The organism is Citrobacter sp. KH_055_1, assembly GCF_057838705.1.
The window spans coordinates 4,170,545-4,188,243 of record NZ_CM174473.1 but is presented as its reverse complement, the minus strand read 5'-3'; the positions used below and the strand labels follow the sequence as shown (position 1 = coordinate 4,188,243).

17 protein-coding genes are annotated in these 17,699 nt (G+C 53.6%); 6 read left to right on the top strand and 11 right to left on the bottom strand.

The window, feature by feature from the left end; all coding sequences use genetic code 11:
• Positions 1-85 precede the first annotated feature (85 nt).
• From nrdD to treR, 4 genes are all read right to left on the bottom strand, one after another.
• Positions 86-2,224, bottom strand: a complete 2,139-nt coding sequence (gene nrdD, locus AC3ITF_RS19685; RefSeq protein ID WP_115259574.1) for an anaerobic ribonucleoside-triphosphate reductase — start codon at positions 2,222-2,224, stop codon at positions 86-88.
• A 418-nt stretch (positions 2,225-2,642) separates the two neighbouring features.
• The gene (treC, locus tag AC3ITF_RS19680) at positions 2,643-4,295 is read right to left on the bottom strand and encodes an alpha,alpha-phosphotrehalase (RefSeq protein WP_135912663.1); all 1,653 of its coding nucleotides are present in this window, start codon (positions 4,293-4,295) and stop codon (positions 2,643-2,645) included.
• 49 nt (positions 4,296-4,344) lie between these two features.
• Complete coding sequence (gene treB / locus AC3ITF_RS19675) at positions 4,345-5,763, bottom strand: PTS trehalose transporter subunit IIBC (RefSeq protein WP_161959012.1); 1,419 nt, start codon at positions 5,761-5,763, stop codon at positions 4,345-4,347.
• A 157-nt stretch (positions 5,764-5,920) separates the two neighbouring features.
• Complete coding sequence (gene treR / locus AC3ITF_RS19670; protein WP_117342399.1) at positions 5,921-6,868, bottom strand: trehalose operon repressor TreR; 948 nt, start codon at positions 6,866-6,868, stop codon at positions 5,921-5,923.
• On the opposite strand from treR, the gene mgtL reads away from it, so the two are divergent.
• The 5 genes from mgtL (at position 6,840) to AC3ITF_RS19645 (ending at position 13,209) form a co-directional block, all read left to right on the top strand.
• Entirely contained in the window at positions 6,840-7,112 is a 273-nt protein-coding gene (gene mgtL, locus AC3ITF_RS19665) for a mgtA regulatory leader peptide MgtL (RefSeq protein ID WP_370317568.1), read from the top strand. The two genes, treR and mgtL, sit on opposite strands and share 29 nt — an antisense overlap.
• Before the next feature lie 143 nt (positions 7,113-7,255).
• Positions 7,256-9,964, top strand: coding sequence for a magnesium-translocating P-type ATPase (gene mgtA, locus AC3ITF_RS19660; protein ID WP_096759475.1), 2,709 nt, complete (start codon positions 7,256-7,258; stop codon positions 9,962-9,964).
• Positions 9,965-10,342: 378 nt separating this feature from the next.
• The gene (locus AC3ITF_RS19655) at positions 10,343-11,320 is read left to right on the top strand and encodes a TRAP transporter substrate-binding protein (RefSeq protein WP_096758508.1); all 978 of its coding nucleotides are present in this window, start codon (positions 10,343-10,345) and stop codon (positions 11,318-11,320) included.
• A gap of 62 nt (positions 11,321-11,382) precedes the next feature.
• Complete coding sequence (locus AC3ITF_RS19650; RefSeq protein WP_096758507.1) at positions 11,383-11,892, top strand: TRAP transporter small permease; 510 nt, start codon at positions 11,383-11,385, stop codon at positions 11,890-11,892.
• A gap of 30 nt (positions 11,893-11,922) precedes the next feature.
• Positions 11,923-13,209 (top strand): TRAP transporter large permease, encoded by a 1,287-nt coding sequence (locus tag AC3ITF_RS19645; protein ID WP_006686394.1) that lies wholly within the window; start codon positions 11,923-11,925, stop codon positions 13,207-13,209.
• Positions 13,210-13,274: 65 nt separating this feature from the next.
• Here AC3ITF_RS19645 and AC3ITF_RS19640 read toward each other — a convergent pair whose 3' ends face one another.
• The 5 genes from AC3ITF_RS19640 to pyrL form a co-directional block, all read right to left on the bottom strand.
• Positions 13,275-13,727, bottom strand: coding sequence for a transposase (locus AC3ITF_RS19640; RefSeq protein ID WP_135912661.1), 453 nt, complete (start codon positions 13,725-13,727; stop codon positions 13,275-13,277).
• Between the two features lie 72 nt (positions 13,728-13,799).
• A complete protein-coding gene (ridA, locus tag AC3ITF_RS19635; RefSeq protein ID WP_135912660.1) occupies positions 13,800-14,186 on the bottom strand; it encodes a 2-iminobutanoate/2-iminopropanoate deaminase in 387 nt (128 codons plus the stop codon).
• 76 nt (positions 14,187-14,262) lie between these two features.
• Positions 14,263-14,724: an aspartate carbamoyltransferase regulatory subunit gene (gene pyrI, locus AC3ITF_RS19630; protein ID WP_003025816.1), complete on the bottom strand. Its 462-nt coding sequence runs from the start codon at positions 14,722-14,724 to the stop codon at positions 14,263-14,265.
• A 12-nt stretch (positions 14,725-14,736) separates the two neighbouring features.
• Complete coding sequence (gene pyrB, locus AC3ITF_RS19625; RefSeq protein WP_489175956.1) at positions 14,737-15,672, bottom strand: aspartate carbamoyltransferase; 936 nt, start codon at positions 15,670-15,672, stop codon at positions 14,737-14,739.
• Positions 15,673-15,674: 2 nt separating this feature from the next.
• Positions 15,675-15,809: a pyr operon leader peptide gene (pyrL, locus tag AC3ITF_RS19620; RefSeq protein WP_096758504.1), complete on the bottom strand. Its 135-nt coding sequence runs from the start codon at positions 15,807-15,809 to the stop codon at positions 15,675-15,677.
• Positions 15,810-16,048: 239 nt separating this feature from the next.
• Between pyrL and AC3ITF_RS19615 the strand changes: the two genes are divergently transcribed.
• Positions 16,049-16,501, top strand: coding sequence for a YhcH/YjgK/YiaL family protein (locus AC3ITF_RS19615; protein WP_135912659.1), 453 nt, complete (start codon positions 16,049-16,051; stop codon positions 16,499-16,501).
• Positions 16,502-16,618: 117 nt separating this feature from the next.
• On the opposite strand, the gene argF is transcribed toward AC3ITF_RS19615, so the two are convergent.
• Positions 16,619-17,623 (bottom strand): ornithine carbamoyltransferase, encoded by a 1,005-nt coding sequence (gene argF / locus AC3ITF_RS19610; protein WP_096758496.1) that lies wholly within the window; start codon positions 17,621-17,623, stop codon positions 16,619-16,621.
• Positions 17,593-17,688, bottom strand: a complete 96-nt coding sequence (gene argL, locus AC3ITF_RS19605) for a putative translational regulatory protein ArgL (RefSeq protein WP_371414759.1) — start codon at positions 17,686-17,688, stop codon at positions 17,593-17,595. The genes argF and argL overlap by 31 nt, the downstream gene beginning before the upstream one ends.
• Positions 17,689-17,699 lie beyond the last annotated feature (11 nt).

Below are 17,699 nucleotides of genomic sequence, written 5' to 3'. Positions count from 1 at the left end.
GCTTGCACCGCCATCCGGCAACATTGTGATGCCTGATGGCGACGCGATTGCGTCTTATCAGGCCTACGGTCTTTGTAAACGGAAATTAACCGAGCTGCCCGTTACCTAAGTGCTTCACGCGGCGCTTCACTTCTTCCTGCTTACCGGCGTTAAACGGACGTGCGTCCGGGCTGCCTAAATAACCGCAGACGCGACGGGTGACTGACACGCGGGCAGCGTCGTGGTTACCGCATTTCGGGCAGGTGAAGCCTTTGCTGGTGCATTCGAATTCACCGGTAAAGCCGCACTCGTAGCACTCATCGATCGGCGTGTTGGTTCCGTAATACGGCACGTGCTGATAGCTGTAATCCCAGACGTCTTCCAGCGCTTTCAGGTTGTGCTGAATGTTCGGGTACTCGCCATAGCAAATGAAGCCGCCGTTCGCCAGCGGTGGATACGGTGCTTCGAAATCGATTTTGTCGTACGGGTTAACCTTTTTCTCCACGTCGAGGTGGAAGCTGTTGGTGTAGTAGCCCTTGTCGGTCACGCCCGGCACTACGCCAAATTCGGCGGTATCCAGACGACAGAAGCGGTCGCACAGGTTTTCACTTGGCGTGCTGTACAGGCTGAAGCCATAGCCGGTTTCGTCTTTCCATTTATCGACGGCCTGACGCAGGCGTTCAACAATGGCGATGCCTTTGGCGCGAAGCTGCTCGCTGTCGTACATATGCTTTTCGCCAAACAGCGCGTTGATGGTCTCGTGAATACCGATGTAGCCCAGAGAGATCGACGCCCGGCCGTTTTTAAAGATTTCAGACACATCATCGTCGGCTTTCAGACGCACGCCGCAGGCACCTTCCATATACAGGATTGGCGCCACGCGCGCTTTTACGCCTTCCAGACGCGCGATACGGGTCATCAGCGCTTTGCGCGCCAGCACCAGGCGATCGTCGAGCAGTTTCCAGAAGGTGGCTTCATCACCGTGTGCTTCCAGCGCAATACGCGGCAGGTTGAGGCTAATCACGCCAAGGTTGTTACGCCCGTCGTGAACCTGTTCGCCGTTCTCGTTTTCCCATACGCCGAGGAAACTGCGACAGCCCATCGGGGTTTTGAACGAACCGGTCACTTTTACGACCTGATCGTAGTTCAGGATGTCCGGATACATACGCTTGCTTGCGCATTCCAGTGCCAGCTGTTTGATGTCGTAGTTTGGATCGCCAAACTTGTGGTTCAGACCGTCACGAATCGCGAACACCAGTTTCGGGAACACGGCGGTTTTACGATTTTTACCCAAACCGGCAATGCGGTTGCGCAGAATAGATTGCTGGATCAACCGTGATTCCCAGCTGGTCCCCAGGCCAAAGCCAAAGGTGACGAATGGAGTCTGGCCGTTGGCGGTATGCAGCGTGTTCACTTCATACTCGAGGGACTGGAATGCGTCGTAGCACTCTTTCTCGGTACGGGAATGCGCATAGCCGTCGGCATCCGGGATCTGCCACTCTTCTGCGGTTTTACGGTGCTTGTTAAAGCTCTCGGTGACGAAAGGCGCGAGAACTTCATCGATACGGTTAATGGTGGTGCCGCCGTAAATGTGGCTGGCAACCTGGGCGATAATCTGCGCGGTGACCGCGGTCGCCGTGGAGATGGATTTTGGCGGCTCAATCTCCGCGTTACCCATCTTAAAGCCCTGCGTCAGCATGCCTTTCAGGTCGATAAGCATACAGTTAAACATCGGGAAGAACGGCGAGTAATCGAGATCGTGGTAGTGAATATCACCGCGCTCGTGTGCCTGAACTACATCACGCGGCAACAGGTGCTGGCGCGCATAGTGTTTGGCGACGATACCGGCCAGCAGGTCGCGCTGGGTTGGGATCACTTTACTGTCTTTGTTGGCGTTTTCGTTCAGCAGCGCGGAGTTGGTTTGCTCAACCAGACCCCGAATTTCCTGGTTCAGGCGGCCACGTTTTTCACGCTGGATATCACGGTCGTGGCGATATTCGATGTACGCACGGGCGAGTTGTTTGTACGGGCCAGACATCAGCTGGTTTTCCACCGCTGTCTGGATCTCGTTGATATCGACCTGGCTGCGCTCATTCATCTGGCTGCTAACGACTTCTGCGACGGTGGCACAGTAATCTGCGTCATCGACTCCCGCTGCTTTAGCTGCACGCAGAATGGCTTCTTTGATGCGCTCTGATTTAAACGGCACTTTACAGCCATCACGCTTCATCACATGCGGTGTCATGATCACTCCATATTTATAAGAACATTATAAGAACAGGTTATCCACAGAGGGGGGGAAGCACTCACTGGTTTATTCATCTCTCTGGTCAATGACTTCCCGTAATTCAGACCCCATTTATCCACATTTCCACCGCTACCGAGGGAAATGGCGTTGTAGCAATTGTAGTCGATTAATACAACATATTGGGTCGGCGTGCATTTTAAGTTCTATATGTAGTGATTTGCATCAAGGATGTTTGCGATTTTATTGATGTAGCTCAAAGTAAAAACCAGAGCGTACAGATGACGGGCAGTACAGCGATTGTAAATTGCCCGTAGAAAATTCTGATTAATTATTCAGCAAAAACAGACGGGTAAGTTGAGCGTATGCCGTGAAGCCCGGCAGCGCTATACGCGCCGGGCTTGATGCTAATTGCAAGCTATTTTTGCAGCCACCAGATAGCTTCAAAAGGACGTAGCGTCATCGCGCCGGGCTGGCGGGCGACCTCGTCATAGTTGTGCATCAACACCTGCCAGTTGTCGCGAGTGTTCGCCGGTTGCCAGGGCTGGAAGGCGTTGCTCAGATTAGCAACGACCAGCAGCCGTTGTCCCTGCCATTCGCGCTGATAGCACCAGACATGCGGACTGTCCGGCAACAGATCCTGATAATCGCCCCAGGTGAGAATCGGTTCTGTTTTGCGTAAGGCAATCAGCTTCTGATAGGTGTAAAACACCGAATCGGAATCCCTTAGCGCTGCAGCAACGTTGATCTCCGCCGCGTTGTCGCACAGGTTGATCCACGGCTCCCCCTGGGTAAAGCCCGCGTGTTGGCTTCCGTCCCACTGCATCGGCGTGCGGCTGTTATCGCGGGATTTACTGGCGAGGATCGCCAACAGCTCGTCGGCATCACGCCCGCTAGCATTCAGCTCGGCAAACATGTTATGGCTTTCGACGTCGCGATAATCGGTAATCTGGCGAAAATGTGGGTTGGTCATGCCAATTTCTTCGCCCTGATAGATATAAGGCGTGCCCTGCATCCCGTGCAGCACCATCGCCAGCATTTTGGCGGCCGGTACGCGATATTGTCCTTCATCGCCAAAACGTGAAACGATGCGCGGCTGATCGTGATTACACCAGAACAGCGCGTTCCACGCGACGTTGTGCATCCCCTGCTGCCAGTGGCGGAACAGGGTTTTCAGCGCCACGTAATCCGGTTTGGCTAACGACCACTTTTCACCATTCGGGTAATCGACTTTCAGGTGGTGGAAGTTAAAGGTCATCGACAATTCGCTGCCGTCCAGTGCGGCGTATTGCTGGCAATGTTCGAGCGTGGTGGAGGACATTTCACCCACTGTCATCAGGCTGCGTGGGGTGAAGACATCGCGGTTCATCTCGCGTAAGAATTCATGCACGCGCGGACCATCGGTGTAAAAACGGCGGCCATCACCGTCAGGATCGCTCGGGAAGTCCTGATCCTTGGAGATCAGATTCACCACGTCGAGGCGCAGTCCGTCTACGCCGCGATCGGCCCAGAACTCACACACTTTTTTCAGCTCGGCGCGAACCGCCGGATTTTCCCAGTTCAGGTCGGCCTGTTCCGGGGCAAAGAGGTGTAGATAATACTGTTCGCTTGCGGCGTGCCAGTCCCAGGCGTTGCCGCCAAATTTGGAGCGCCAGTTGTTCGGGCAGGCCTCAGGCGTACCGTCACGCCAGATATAGAACTGACGATACGGACTGTCTTTATCCAGCGCTTCACGAAACCAGGCGTGCTGCGTCGATGTATGGTTAAACACCATATCAAGAATAATGCGTATGCCGCGCGCTTTCGCCTGCGCCACCAGTTCGTCGAAGTCATCTAGCGTGCCGTAGGCCGGGTCAACGGAGATATAATCTGCAACGTCGTAGCCGTTATCAACCTGTGGCGAAATGTAGAACGGCGTCAACCATATTGCATCAACGCCCAGCGTTTGCAGATAGTCGAGACGCTGCGTAACGCCGCGCAAATCGCCGGTGCCGCTGCCGGTGGTGTCCTGAAAACTCTTGGGGTAAATCTGATAGATAACGCCGTGTTGCCACCAGTGTGGAATAGTCATTGTGGTTTCCTGCAAATGCGGAGGGGTGCAATGGCACCCCAAAAAAGAGTCAGACAATTTGTAACGTACCCTGACGGTATTTACGCTGGTAGACGAACGAGGTCAGTACCATCGGGATAACAATCGCGATGACCATCGCCAGGCCAAATACCTGCCAGTAAGTCGGCTGGATGGAGAGGATGCCAGGTATACCGCCGACGCCAATCCCGTTCGCCATCACGCCGTTCAGGCCGCACAGCAGACCGGCGAGGCCGGAACCGATCATTGCGCACAGCATCGGGAAGCGGTATTTCAGGTTGATGCCGTACATTGCCGGTTCGGTCACGCCGAGCCAGGCGGAGATAGCGGCAGGTACCGAGATTTCACGTTCGTTTTGCTTGCGGCTGGCGATGATAATCCCTATTACCGCCGAGCCCTGGGCGATATTTGACAGTGCAATCAGCGGCCACACCGGCGTGCCACCCATGCTTTGGATCATCTGCATATCAATGGCCAGCGTAGTTTGATGCACGCCGGTGATCACCAGCGGGGCGTACAGGAAGCCAAACAGCGCTGCGCCAATCGGGGCAAAGCTGCCGGTCATCAGATGACGCACGGCAAAGGCGACACCATCGCCAATCCAGCGACCAAACGGACCAATAAACGCGTGGGCGAGGAACACCGCGAGGATCAGCGAGCACACCGGGACGATCACCAGATACAGGTAATCCGGGACGAGGCGTTTCAGGCGCGTTTCAATCAATCCCAGCGCCAGACCTGCCAACAGAGCAGGAATAACCTGCGCCTGGTAGCCGACTTTTTCGATCGTAAACAGGCCGAAGTTCCACACTTCCGGCACCTGCTGGCCCAGCAAATACGCGTTCATCAGCTGCGGTGAAACCAGCGTGACGCCCAGCACGATGCCGAGGATCGGCGTGCCACCCATTTTCTTCACCGCTGACCAGCAGATGCCGACCGGCAGATAGAAGAAGATCGCTTCCCCGATCAACCACAGGAAGTCATAGAGGGTTTTCAGCGACGGGTACATCTGCGCCAGCGTCTGACCGTTGCTCATCGGCAGATCGCCGATCACATTGCGAAAACCTAAGATCAGGCCGCCGCTGATCAGCGCGGGCAGCAGGGGGAAGAAGATCTCCGCGAAGTGTGAGATCAGCTGCTCGTGCCATTTCATGTTCTGTCGCGCGGCTTTTTTCGCCTGCTCTTTGTCGGCACTGGCCTGTCCGGTGGTGGCCAGCAGCGCTTTGTAGTAGTCGCCCACCTCGGTGCCAATCACTACCTGAAACTGCCCGGCGTTGGTGAAGCAGCCTTTGACCATCGGCAGCTGCTCGATCTCTTTCGGTCTGGCATTCGCGGGCTGATTCAGCACAAAACGCAGGCGCGTGATGCAATGACTCACCGTGGCGATATTGTCGCGCCCGCCAACCAGCTCTACCAGCCGGTCGATGTCTGCTTGTTTTACTTTGCTCATGATGAAGTGTCTTCCCCGTAGGCCGGATAAGAGGCGTTAGCGTCGCCATCCGGCAACGTTCTTGTTGTTGGCGCCAGAGTATATCTTCGCTGGATATTTAAAAATGGGAACGTTCCCGAAACGCAGCGAAGATCACAAATTAGCGCTCAGAAAGCGATCAGGAAAGGGTGGCGGGAATGACGATCTGTCGGGGTTCGCTGCGGCCGTTGATCTGCTCGATCAACTGCAACGCCGCCTGTCGACCGGCTTCGGCGTAACCGGGATCGACGGTGACGATCTCCGGATGGAGGAATTTCATCAGCGGTGTGCTGCCCACGCTCGCCAGCTGCAGATGTTCAATGCGCTGCTCCTGCAAATATTTGCTGACCCCAAGAGCCAGAGTATCCGTGGCGCACACTAAGGCGGTGGTCTCTGGGGTAATGACATCGGCAGCGTGTTCGTAGCCCTGCTTCATGGCGAGACCCGGCAGGGCCGCAACAGGATGTAGTTGATGTTTTTTACAGAAGGCCAGGTAGGCGGCATGACGCCGTTGACCGGTGGTGACGTCGCTGTGGGGAACGCCAAGAAAACTAATATGGCGGTGTTGGCGATCGTATAAACGCTGCATCAGGGTATGGATTGCGCCTTCATCGTCATAACAAACCGAGGCAAAACCGTTAGCATCCCTTGCCAGCAGCACCAGGGAGTCCTGCCAGGAGGCGATCATCGCTTCGGTAATACCGGTAAAACCGAACAGCACCACGCCGTCAATGTTGCGGCGTCGGAGCATACCCAGGTGTTCTTCCACCAGCTCCGGCGAGAACTGGCTTTCCATCATAATCGGGTCGTAGCCCTGCTCATAGAAGGCGGGCAGCATGGTCTGCACGGCCAGATTCTCGGAAAGCGAATCCAGTCGCGTGACGATAATCGCCACCACTTTGTCACTTTGCCCACGCATGGCACGGGCAGAGCGGGAAGGGGAAAAACCGTGCTGATTCATCACCGCTTCAACGCGTTCGCGGGTGCGCTCACTGACGCCGCTTTCATTGTTGAGGACGCGGGAAACGGTTGATTTTCCCACACCGCTTAAGCGGGCGATGTCTTTAATGGTCAGCCGATTTTGCATCCTGTATTCCCGTGTCGCGTGTGAAGTTATGCCAAAAGAGAATAACTTTACTCATGCTCAGCGCAATGGGCAAAGTCTGGTATACGTTTGGTTTAGTTTCTGTGCTTTATCATACCGCCATAATTGCCACGAACCTTATAGATTTATCCCTATAATGCGCGGGGCAAATCATTCACTTACCGGAGGCTGTATGGATCCCGATCCCACCCCTCTCCCGAAACGGAGAAAAACCCCTTTCCGGTAAGCCTGCATTCACTGTCTTACCGGAAACGTAAGACAGTGACGTTCTGACGTCCCTGTTGTGATTTTATGATTGCCATCAGGCAAGGCTTTGCCACGCCTGAAGGATTCACTGCGCCTGTTGATACCGGCGCAGAGGGACTGCCTATGTTTAAAAATATCACCCGCCAGCTGTTTGCCCGGCTGAACCGCCATTTACCGCATCGTCTGGTGCATCGTGATCCGCTGCCAAACGCCCAGACCGTTGCCAGCACGCCTATTCCGCCTTCTCTGAGTGAACATTGCCTGAAGATGGCGCTGATGAACGAAGAGACGCTGTGGAAAACCTTTAATACCCACCCTGAAGGCTTGAACGCCGCGGAAGTGGAAAGCGCCCGTGAGCAGCATGGCGAAAACCAGCTGCCGGCGCAGAAACCGTCGCCGTGGTGGGTACATCTGTGGGTCTGTTACCGCAACCCGTTTAATATTCTGCTCACCATTCTGGGCGGGATTTCCTATGCCACCGAGGATCTGTTTGCCGCAGGCGTGATTGCCCTGATGGTGATTATCTCGACGCTGCTGAACTTTGTGCAGGAGGCGCGCTCCACCAAAGCGGCGGATGCGCTAAAAGCGATGGTCAGCAACACCGCCACGGTCCTGCGGGTGATTAACGAGACCGGCGAAAACGGTTGGGTTGAACTGCCTATCGATCAGCTCGTGCCCGGCGACATTATCAAGCTGGCGGCGGGGGATATGATCCCGGCGGATTTACGCATCGTTCAGGCGCGCGATCTGTTTGTCGCGCAGGCCTCGCTGACCGGTGAGTCACTGCCGGTTGAGAAGGTGGCGACCAGCCGTGACCCGCAGCAAAGCAACCCGCTGGAGTGCGATACCCTGTGCTTTATGGGCACCAACGTGGTGAGCGGTACGGCGCAGGCGATCGTCATTTCTACCGGGGCGAACACCTGGTTTGGACAGCTGGCGGGTCGCGTGACCGAGCAGGATAGCGAGCAGAATGCATTCCAGAAAGGGATCAGCCGCGTCAGCATGCTGCTGATCCGCTTTATGCTGGTGATGGCGCCGATTGTGCTGATTATCAACGGTTACACCAAAGGCGACTGGTGGGAAGCGGCGCTGTTTGCCCTGTCCGTGGCAGTAGGCTTAACGCCAGAAATGCTGCCGATGATCGTCACCTCAACGCTGGCGCGCGGGGCGGTGAAGCTGTCAAAACAAAAAGTTATCGTTAAGCACCTCGACGCCATCCAGAACTTTGGTGCGATGGATATTCTGTGTACCGATAAAACCGGTACGCTGACCCAGGATAAAATTGTGCTGGAGAATCATACCGATATCTCCGGTAAACCCAGCGAGCACGTTCTGCATTCTGCGTGGCTGAACAGCCATTATCAGACCGGGCTGAAGAACCTGCTGGATACGGCGGTGCTGGACGGTGTGGATGAAGAATCGGCGCGTCAACTCTCGACCCGCTGGCAGAAAATCGATGAGATCCCGTTTGATTTCGAACGCCGCCGCATGTCGGTGGTGGTGGCAGAAGTGGGCGATGTTCACCAGTTAGTGTGCAAAGGCGCGCTGCAGGAGATCCTCAACGTCTGTACCCAGGTGCGCCACAACGGTGAAATTGTTCCGCTGGACGACAACATGCTGCGTCGGGTGAAGCGCGTGACCGACACGCTGAACCGTCAGGGGCTACGCGTGGTGGCAGTGGCAACCAAATACCTGCCCGCGCGTGAAGGGGACTACCAGCGTATTGATGAGTCCGATCTGATCCTCGAAGGGTACATCGCATTCCTCGATCCACCGAAAGAGACTACCGCCCCGGCGCTGAAGGCGCTGAAGGCCAGCGGCATTACGGTAAAAATCCTCACCGGCGACAGCGAACTGGTGGCGGCAAAAGTGTGTCATGAAGTCGGTCTGGACGCGGGTGAGGTGGTGATTGGTAGCCACATTGAAGGGTTGAGCGACGACGAGCTGGCCCGGCTTGCCCAGCGCACCACGCTGTTTGCCCGCCTGACGCCAATGCACAAAGAACGCATAGTGACCCTGCTCAAACGCGAAGGCCACGTGGTCGGCTTTATGGGCGATGGCATCAACGATGCCCCGGCGCTGCGCGCGGCGGACATTGGTATCTCCGTCGATGGTGCGGTCGATATTGCCCGTGAAGCGGCGGATATCATCCTGCTGGAAAAGAGCCTGATGGTGCTGGAAGAAGGGGTGATCGAAGGGCGTCGAACCTTCTCGAACATGCTGAAGTACATCAAAATGACGGCCAGCTCCAACTTTGGTAACGTCTTTAGCGTGCTGGTGGCGAGCGCATTTCTGCCGTTCCTGCCAATGCTGCCGTTGCACTTACTGATCCAGAACCTGCTGTATGATGTATCCCAGGTGGCAATTCCGTTTGATAACGTCGATGAAGAGCAGATCAAAAAACCACAGCGCTGGAATCCCGCCGAACTGGGGCGCTTTATGCTGTTCTTTGGACCGATTAGCTCGATCTTCGACATTCTGACCTTTTGCCTGATGTGGTTTGTCTTCCATGCCAATACGCCAGAGCATCAGACGTTATTCCAGTCGGGCTGGTTTGTGGTGGGGCTGCTGTCACAAACGCTGATTGTGCATATGATCCGTACCCGCCGCGTACCGTTTATCCAGAGCCGCGCCGCATGGCCGCTGATGCTGATGACGCTGGTGGTGATGGTGGTGGGGATTGCGCTGCCATTCTCCCCGTTGGCGAGCTACCTGCAATTGCAGGCATTGCCGCTGAGCTACTTCCCGTGGCTGATTGCGATTCTGGCGGGTTACATGACGTTGACCCAATTAGTGAAAGGTTTTTATAGCCGCCGTTACGGCTGGCAATAACCGTTTCGTTTCTCTGCCGAATGGTGCGGGTACAGCCATTCGGCATTTTTCTTTTTCATTCGAAGATATTCCCTCGCAATATTTTTGTTTTAATTTTATTGAAATACTAACGGGGTAAAGTATTAACATATCCCGTTCTCGCCTTTTGTTTTTTCTCAATAAAACGATCTCCGTTGCAAAAATGAAACAGTGTGCTAAAAATTATTAGCATTGACGTTTTTTTGTGAAGGCAGTCATCGAAATAAATTGTTACACCAGCTAGTCTGCGCAGGTAACGTCGTTAAAAAAGTTTCTCGCTGCCCATTTTTAATTCCGGCAGTCATTTGCTCTGCATACCATTTCTATTAATGGAAATTATGAACTTCTGGAGAAGGACAAATGAAACTGACAAAAAACCTGTTAAGCCTGTGTATTGGCGCGTCAGTCTTGCTGGCCAGCCATACCACGTTAGCCCAAACCTTCCGCGCCGCTGATGTGCATCCGGCTGATTACCCGAACGTTGTTGCCGTGAAGCACATGGGGGAAAAACTCAGTGCAGCGACCGACGGGCGTCTGGAGATTAAAACCTTTCCCGGTGGCGTATTAGGCGATGAGAAACAGATGATTGAGCAAGCGCAATTAGGCGCCATCGATATTATTCGCGTCTCAATGACCCCAGTTGCCGCCATACTCCCTGAAATTAATGTCTTTACCCTGCCGTATATTTTCCGCGATGAAGACCATATGCATAAGGTGCTGGACGGGATGATTGGCCAGGAGATTGGCGACCGTCTGACCGCAAACAGTAAATCACGACTGGTATTCCTTGGTTGGATGGATGCAGGTACGCGCAACCTGATCACTAAAAATCCGGTTATCAAGCCAGAAGATTTACATGGGATGAAAATCCGCGTGCAGGCCAGCCCAATCGCGCTGGATACCTTAAAAGCGATGGGCGCGAACTCCATTGTGATGGGGGTCAGCGAAGTGTTTAGCGGCATGCAGACCGGCGTAATTGATGGCACGGAAAATAACCCGCCAACGTTTGTGGCGCACAACTATTTACCGGTGGTTAAAAACTACACCTGGAGCAAACATTTTATTATTCCTGAGCTATTCCTGTTCTCGAAAACGAAATGGGATAAATTGAAAAAAGAAGATCAGGATCTCATTATTAAGCTCGCGAAAGAAGCGCAGGTAGAACAGCGTAAATTGTGGGAAGCCTATAATGCGAAATCACTGGAAACTATGAAAGCCAATGGTGTTCAGTTCCATGATATTGATACTGATGTTTTCTATAAAGCCACGCAGTCAGTAAGGGATAATTACGGTAAAGATCACCAAGATTTGATCAAACGTATTCAGGATGTGAAGTAGTTCATCAGGCGGATGGCATCCACCATCTGCCTGAGTCTTTTGATTAATTCGAGGTGATGATTATGGGTGAATGCTATTCATCGGTAATGGATTTTTTTTACCGGGTCTCAATGTGGATTGCCGGGATGGCATTATTAGTGATGGTCGCCATCATCCCAATTGGGATATTTGCACGATATGTTCTGAACAATGCCCTGTCATGGCCTGAGCCTGTCGCTATTCTCTGTATGGTGACATTCACCTTTATTGGCGCCGCGGTGAGTTATCGCGCAGGTTCGCATATCGCGGTAAGCATGGTGACCGATCGTTTGGGTGAAACCGCCCGCCGTTACTGCTCTCTTATCGCCGATATTATGCTGACGGCGATTAGCCTGTTTATTCTCTGGTACGGCACCACGCTGTGTCTTGAACTGTGGGAACAACCCGTTGCGGAATTCCCGCTGTTAAGCGCCGGGCAAAACTACTTGCCGTTACCGATTGGCTCTGCCATCACGCTGCTTTTTATTGTTGAGAAGATCTGCCGTGGTCCGCAGTACCAACGTCCTGTTGTCATGCTGGGTTCGACCAGCTAGTTACCGCCCCCATTTCAGAAAGGAAAGCAGATGGATGCATTTATTCTCGTCTTTACGCTCGGCATTATGCTGGCGATTGGGGTACCGGTAGCGTACGCGGTGGGTATTAGCGCGATCATTGGCGCCTGGTACATTGATATTCCACTGGAAGCGGTGATGATCCAACTGACCAGTGGGGTGAATAAATTTTCATTGCTGGCGATCCCGTTCTTTATTCTGGCCGGAGCGATTATGGCCGAAGGCGGGATTGCGCGTCGGCTGGTGAATTTTGCCTACATATTCGTGGGCTTTATTCGCGGCGGACTGTCACTGGTGAATATTGTGGCCTCCACCTTTTTTGGTGCAATTTCCGGATCGTCCGTAGCCGACACCGCCTCTATTGGTTCGGTGATGATCCCGGAGATGGACAAAAAAGGCTACCCGCGTGACTTTGCGGCGGCGGTGACCGCCAGCGGATCGGTACAGGCGATCCTGACGCCCCCCAGCCATAACTCGGTGATTTACTCGCTGGCGACCGGCGGTACGGTGTCTATTGCCGCGCTGTTCATTGCCGGCATCTTACCGGGTCTGCTGTTGAGCTTTAGCCTGATGGTGATGTGCGTAGCGTTTGCGCACAAACGCGGTTATCCAAAAGGGGAGCGCGTACCGTTTCGCCAGGCGTTGAAGATTTTTGTCGACACGCTGTGGGGCCTGATGACGGTGGTGATCATTATGGGAGGGATCCTCTCGGGTATCTTCACCGCGACGGAATCCGCGGCGATCGCCTGTCTGTGGGCCTTCTTTGTCACCATGTTTATCTATCGTGACTACAAATGGTCTGAGCTGCCGAAGCTGATGTTCCGCACGGTGAAAACGGTCACTATCGTGATGATCCTGATCGGCTTTGCCGCCGCTTTCGGCGCGGTAATGACCTATATGCAGCTGCCGATGCGTATCACCGAAGCCTTTACCAGCATCTCGGACAACAAATACGTCATTCTGATGTGCATTAACATCATGCTGCTGCTGATCGGTACGCTAATGGACATGGCGCCGCTGATCCTGATCCTGACTCCGGTCCTGCTGCCGGTGACCAACGCGTTGGGTATCGATCCGGTGCATTTTGGCATGATCATGCTGGTGAACTTAGGGATTGGCCTGATTACGCCGCCGGTAGGATCGGTGCTGTTTGTCGCCAGTGCGGTGAGTAAGCAGAAGATTGAGCAGGTGGTGAAGGCGATGCTGCCGTTCTATGCGGTGCTGTTCCTGGTGCTGATGTTGGTGACGTATATTCCGGCGATTTCGTTGTTCCTGCCGAAACTGTTTGGTGTAATGTGATAAATGCCCGGTGGCGCTCGCGCTTACCGGGCCTGCAAACTACGCTTCCCCAGGCCGATAATCTTTCAGACCAGATGCACAATCATATATCCAACGGCAAAGACAAAAAGAGCGATGAAGGCCCAACAGAAATGATAAAACGCATTTCGCGCTCCGCGCCCGGAGCGGGAGAGAAAGATATTCTCTTCCCGGATATGTTTTGCAGATACCTTGCGAAATTGGTGGATGTAGCCAACGCAGTACACAAGGAAAAAGAACATTACACCTGCGCCGAGGAGTTTAGAGAATATAACGGTGAGTAATGGGGTGGAAATGAAGAAGCATAAGAATACGATTAAGCCAGTCGATTCTAATTGTTTTAACTCGCGGCGAACGCCTTCGGCGTGCTGCTCCTGCCAACGACGGAGCGTGCTGACGCTAAATTCGTATTTTTCGCACAATACCTTATTTGATACGCCACTTTTAGACTGCTGAAGAAAATCGGCGATTTGTTCTGCGGTAAAACGAGCTTTTGCCATTACCGGCCCTCTATGGCGCGGTCAACCTGGAGATAATCCAGAACATCGCCTGGATTATCTCTGCGCTAAAAATCAGCGACGAACGGCGATCGCTTCAATTTCGATTTTCACGTCTTTTGGCAGACGGGCCACTTCCACGCAAGAGCGTGCCGGGAAGGTCGCGTTGTGCTCGGCGAAGAACGCTTCGTAGGTGGCGTTGACGGTGGCGAAATCGTTCAGGTCTTTAACGAAGACCGTAGTTTTTACGATGTCGCCTACTTTCAGGCCTGCTGCTTCTACGATAGCTTTAACGTTTTCCAGCGACTGACGCGCCTGAGCGGACACGTCTTCCGATACGGCACCGGTTTTTGGGTCAACCGGGATCTGACCGGAAGTGATTACCATGCTACCCAGATCAACACCCTGAACGTATGGGCCGATTGCTGCTGGTGCATTTTCCGTCGCGATAGTCTTGCTCATGATTTCTCCTGAATTACAGCGGTAATAGAATGTTCCCGCTCATTATAGGGAGCCGGGATCTCATAACCAACCCCAATTAGTTGGCCAGCACCACATAATGGGAAAACTCTTTTTCACAGTATTTGCATTTGAGTGCGATGTCATCGGCACGCTTTTTCACTGCAAAACTGGAGGAAACCGGCTCGGCATGACTGATACAGTTACTGTTCGGGCACACCAGCACGTTATCGATACGCTCAGGCAGGCTGGGACGTGATTTACCCACCACGTCATAGTCATCAATGCGGTTTACCGTGGCCTGCGGGGCGTACAGCGAGAGCTGGTTGACCTGCTCGTCGGTCAGGAAGGTATTTTCAATTTTGATCAGGTCTTTACGCCCCATCTCACCGGACGGCAGGTTCAGGCCGATGGTGATACGCTGATCGGTCTCTGTCAGTTTGAACAGCGTCAGCAGCTTAAAACCCACCTGTGCGGGAATATGGTCAATCACGGTGCCACGTTTGATGGCTTCAACCTGCAGTTTGTTATCGTGTGTCATCGTCATGTCCTCTTACAGTGCCAGTTCGCTATTCAGTACCAGTGCCAGTAACGCCTGGCGGGCGAAGATGCCGTTGCCTGCCTGCTGGAAATACCAGGCGTGTGGCGTCTTATCGACGTCGGGAGTGATCTCATCGATGCGTGGCAGCGGGTGCAGCACCTTCATGTTCTCTCTGGCACCTTCCAGGTCACTGGCGCGCAGAACGAACTGTGCTTTCACGTTGGCGTATTCGGACGGGTCCAGGCGTTCTTTTTGCACGCGGGTCATGTAGAGGATGTCTACGTCCGCCATCACTTCTTCAATCGTGCCGTGCAGGCTCCAGGCGATACCTTTTTCATTCAGCATGTCCAGAATGTACTGCGGCATTGCCAGCGCATCCGGGGCGATAAAGTAGAAGCGGTTGCCTTCGAACTTCGCCAGCGCCTGAGTCAGAGAGTGAACGGTACGGCCATATTTCAGATCGCCTACCATCGCAATTTGCAGATTGTCCAGGCGACCCTGCGTTTCCTGAATGGTGAACAGATCCAGCAGCGTCTGGGTCGGATGCTGGTTAGAGCCGTCTCCCGCGTTCAGTACCGGCACATTGCCGGAGAACTCCGTGGCCAGACGCGCGGCGCCTTCCTGCGGATGACGCATTACAATGGCGTCGACGTAGGTGCTGATCACTGAAATGGTGTCAGCCAGCGTTTCACCTTTTTTGCCCAGTGAGGTGTTGCTGCTGTCAGAGAATCCCACCACGCTGGCGCCCAGACGGTGCATCGAGGTTTCAAAAGATAAACGGGTGCGGGTTGAGGCTTCGAAGAAACAGCTGGCGATCACCTTATGCTTCAACAGCTCCGGCTGCGGGTGGGATTTTAGTTTCGCCGCCGTCGCGAGTACCAGATTGAGGTCATCGCGGCTGAGGTCGTTTATGGAAATGATGTGTTTTTGATAGAGCGGGTTAGCCATGTTTATCTCCTGACGCCTGGGCAAAAAAAAAGCCCCTCAATTGAGGGGCTTAGAATGATGAGCAACGGGAAGAAAAACGGCAGGCCAGCGTCTTTTTTCAGACGCGGTAAGACAAAATGTCGTACACACTGAACCATAGATCCTCCCGGCAAATTGTCGGCGATTATACTCAGCTACGTTATAGGATCAAGCGAATAATGCACAAATTATTCATCGCAAACGATTCTCATGAATATTCATTCACCCAAGCCCGCGGGGACCGCCGCAGGCGATAAACATGCGTTGACGCAAAATATCGGTAAATAGCAGTGGTATGGCAGACGGATTTTTCGTATAACAATTAAAATGAAACAATGTTTTAATTAAGGGGTTTGAAATGATTATCGGCAATATTCATCACCTGGAAGCATGGCTGCCGGAAGAGCTGCGTCAGGCAATTGAACACATTAAAGCGCACGTGACGGACACAACCGAAAAAGGGAAACATGATATCGACGGTAACCGCCTGTTTTATCTGATCGCCGAAGATATGACCGAGCCGTTTGAGCAGCGTCGCGCCGAGTATCATGCCCGTTATCTGGATATTCAGATCCTGCTAAAAGGCCAGGAAGGGATGACCTTCAGTACGCTGCCTGCGGGCGCACCGGAAACCGACTGGCTGGCGGACAAAGATATCGCTTTCTTGCCGGAAGGGGCGGAAGAGAAGACGGTAGTGCTGAATGAAGGTGATTTTGTGGTGTTCTATCCGGGCGAAGTGCATAAGCCGCTGTGCGCGGTAGGTACGCCTGCGCTGGTGCGCAAAGCCGTGGTAAAAATGCTGGTCGAATAAGTGATTTTATGATGCCGGATGGCGACGCAATAGCGTCTTATCCGGCCTACGGGAGCACGGTTGTAGGCCGGATAAGATGCGTAGCATCGCCATCCGGCATTCTTTTTACCGACGTACTCACTTCGCTAATGTCGCCACCATCACCGCTTTAATGGTGTGCATGCGGTTTTCTGCCTGATCAAAGACAATACTGGCAGGTGACTCAAAGACCTCATCGGTTACTTCCATCCCACCGTGCAAACCGTATTCTTGCGCCATTTGTTTACCCAGCGTGGTTTGGTCATCATGAAATGCTGGCAGGCAGTGCAGGAATTTCACCTGCGGATTGCCGGTTAGCGCCATCATCGCGCTGTTGACCTGATAGTTACGCAGCAGGGCAATTCGTTCGGCCCACTTCTCTTTGGCTTCACCCATGGATACCCAGACGTCGGTATAAATGAAGTCCGCACCTTTCACGCCTGTCGCAATATCGTCGGTCAGGGTGATATTACCGCCGTTTTTCTGTGCCAGCGCTTTGCATTCGGCTACCAGGCTCTCTTCTGGCCAGCAAGCCGGTGGTGCCACCAGGCGCAGATCCAGCCCAGTTAACGCGGCGGCTTCCAGCATTGAATTGCCCATGTTGTTACGGGCATCGCCGGTGTACACCAGCGTCATCTCATTAAACGCTTTGCCCGGCAGGTGTTCCTGCATGGTTAGCAGATCGGCCAGTAACTGGGTGGGGTGGAATTCGTTGGTCAATCCGTTCCATACCGGAACCCCGGCATATTCGGCCAGCGTCTCCACCACCTCCTGACCGTGGCCGCGATACTGGATACCGTCATACATGCGGCCCAGTACGCGGGCGGTGTCTTTTATCGACTCTTTATGGCCAATCTGGCTGCCGCTTGGCCCGAGATAGGTCACACGCGCGCCCTGATCGTAAGCGGCAACTTCGAAAGAGCAACGAGTACGGGTCGAGTCTTTTTCGAAGATGAGCGCAATATTTTTACCGGTCAGCATAGCGACCTCTGTGCCGTTTTTCTTGTCCGCCTTGAGCCGGGCGGCGAGCTGCAGCAGTGACGTGAGTTCAGCAGAGGTAAAATCGAGCAGTTTCAAGAAGTGCTTCTGATAAAATGCAGACATGGTTCCCTCACATGGCTTAGGCCATTTATTGAATTAAAATTCAATTTATATGTATGTTTATTCATTTGCAACCTTG

Bases quoted from the DNA above. Each gene is read 5' to 3' on its own strand.
- nrdD (WP_115259574.1), bottom strand. From the start codon at position 2,224: ATGACACCGCATGTGATGAAGCGTGATGGCTGTAAAGTGCCGTTTAAA.
- treC (WP_135912663.1), bottom strand. From the start codon at position 4,295: ATGACTATTCCACACTGGTGGCAACACGGCGTTATCTATCAGATTTAC.
- treB (WP_161959012.1), bottom strand. From the start codon at position 5,763: ATGAGCAAAGTAAAACAAGCAGACATCGACCGGCTGGTAGAGCTGGTT.
- mgtL (WP_370317568.1), top strand. From the start codon at position 6,840: ATGTCTTTAATGGTCAGCCGATTTTGCATCCTGTATTCCCGTGTCGCG.
- treR (WP_117342399.1), bottom strand. From the start codon at position 6,868: ATGCAAAATCGGCTGACCATTAAAGACATCGCCCGCTTAAGCGGTGTG.
- mgtA (WP_096759475.1), top strand. From the start codon at position 7,256: ATGTTTAAAAATATCACCCGCCAGCTGTTTGCCCGGCTGAACCGCCAT.
- AC3ITF_RS19655 (WP_096758508.1), top strand. From the start codon at position 10,343: ATGAAACTGACAAAAAACCTGTTAAGCCTGTGTATTGGCGCGTCAGTC.
- AC3ITF_RS19650 (WP_096758507.1), top strand. From the start codon at position 11,383: ATGGGTGAATGCTATTCATCGGTAATGGATTTTTTTTACCGGGTCTCA.
- AC3ITF_RS19645 (WP_006686394.1), top strand. From the start codon at position 11,923: ATGGATGCATTTATTCTCGTCTTTACGCTCGGCATTATGCTGGCGATT.
- AC3ITF_RS19640 (WP_135912661.1), bottom strand. From the start codon at position 13,727: ATGGCAAAAGCTCGTTTTACCGCAGAACAAATCGCCGATTTTCTTCAG.
- ridA (WP_135912660.1), bottom strand. From the start codon at position 14,186: ATGAGCAAGACTATCGCGACGGAAAATGCACCAGCAGCAATCGGCCCA.
- pyrI (WP_003025816.1), bottom strand. From the start codon at position 14,724: ATGACACACGATAACAAACTGCAGGTTGAAGCCATCAAACGTGGCACC.
- pyrB (WP_489175956.1), bottom strand. From the start codon at position 15,672: ATGGCTAACCCGCTCTATCAAAAACACATCATTTCCATAAACGACCTC.
- pyrL (WP_096758504.1), bottom strand. From the start codon at position 15,809: ATGGTTCAGTGTGTACGACATTTTGTCTTACCGCGTCTGAAAAAAGAC.
- AC3ITF_RS19615 (WP_135912659.1), top strand. From the start codon at position 16,049: ATGATTATCGGCAATATTCATCACCTGGAAGCATGGCTGCCGGAAGAG.
- argF (WP_096758496.1), bottom strand. From the start codon at position 17,623: ATGTCTGCATTTTATCAGAAGCACTTCTTGAAACTGCTCGATTTTACC.
- argL (WP_371414759.1), bottom strand. From the start codon at position 17,688: ATGAATAAACATACATATAAATTGAATTTTAATTCAATAAATGGCCTA.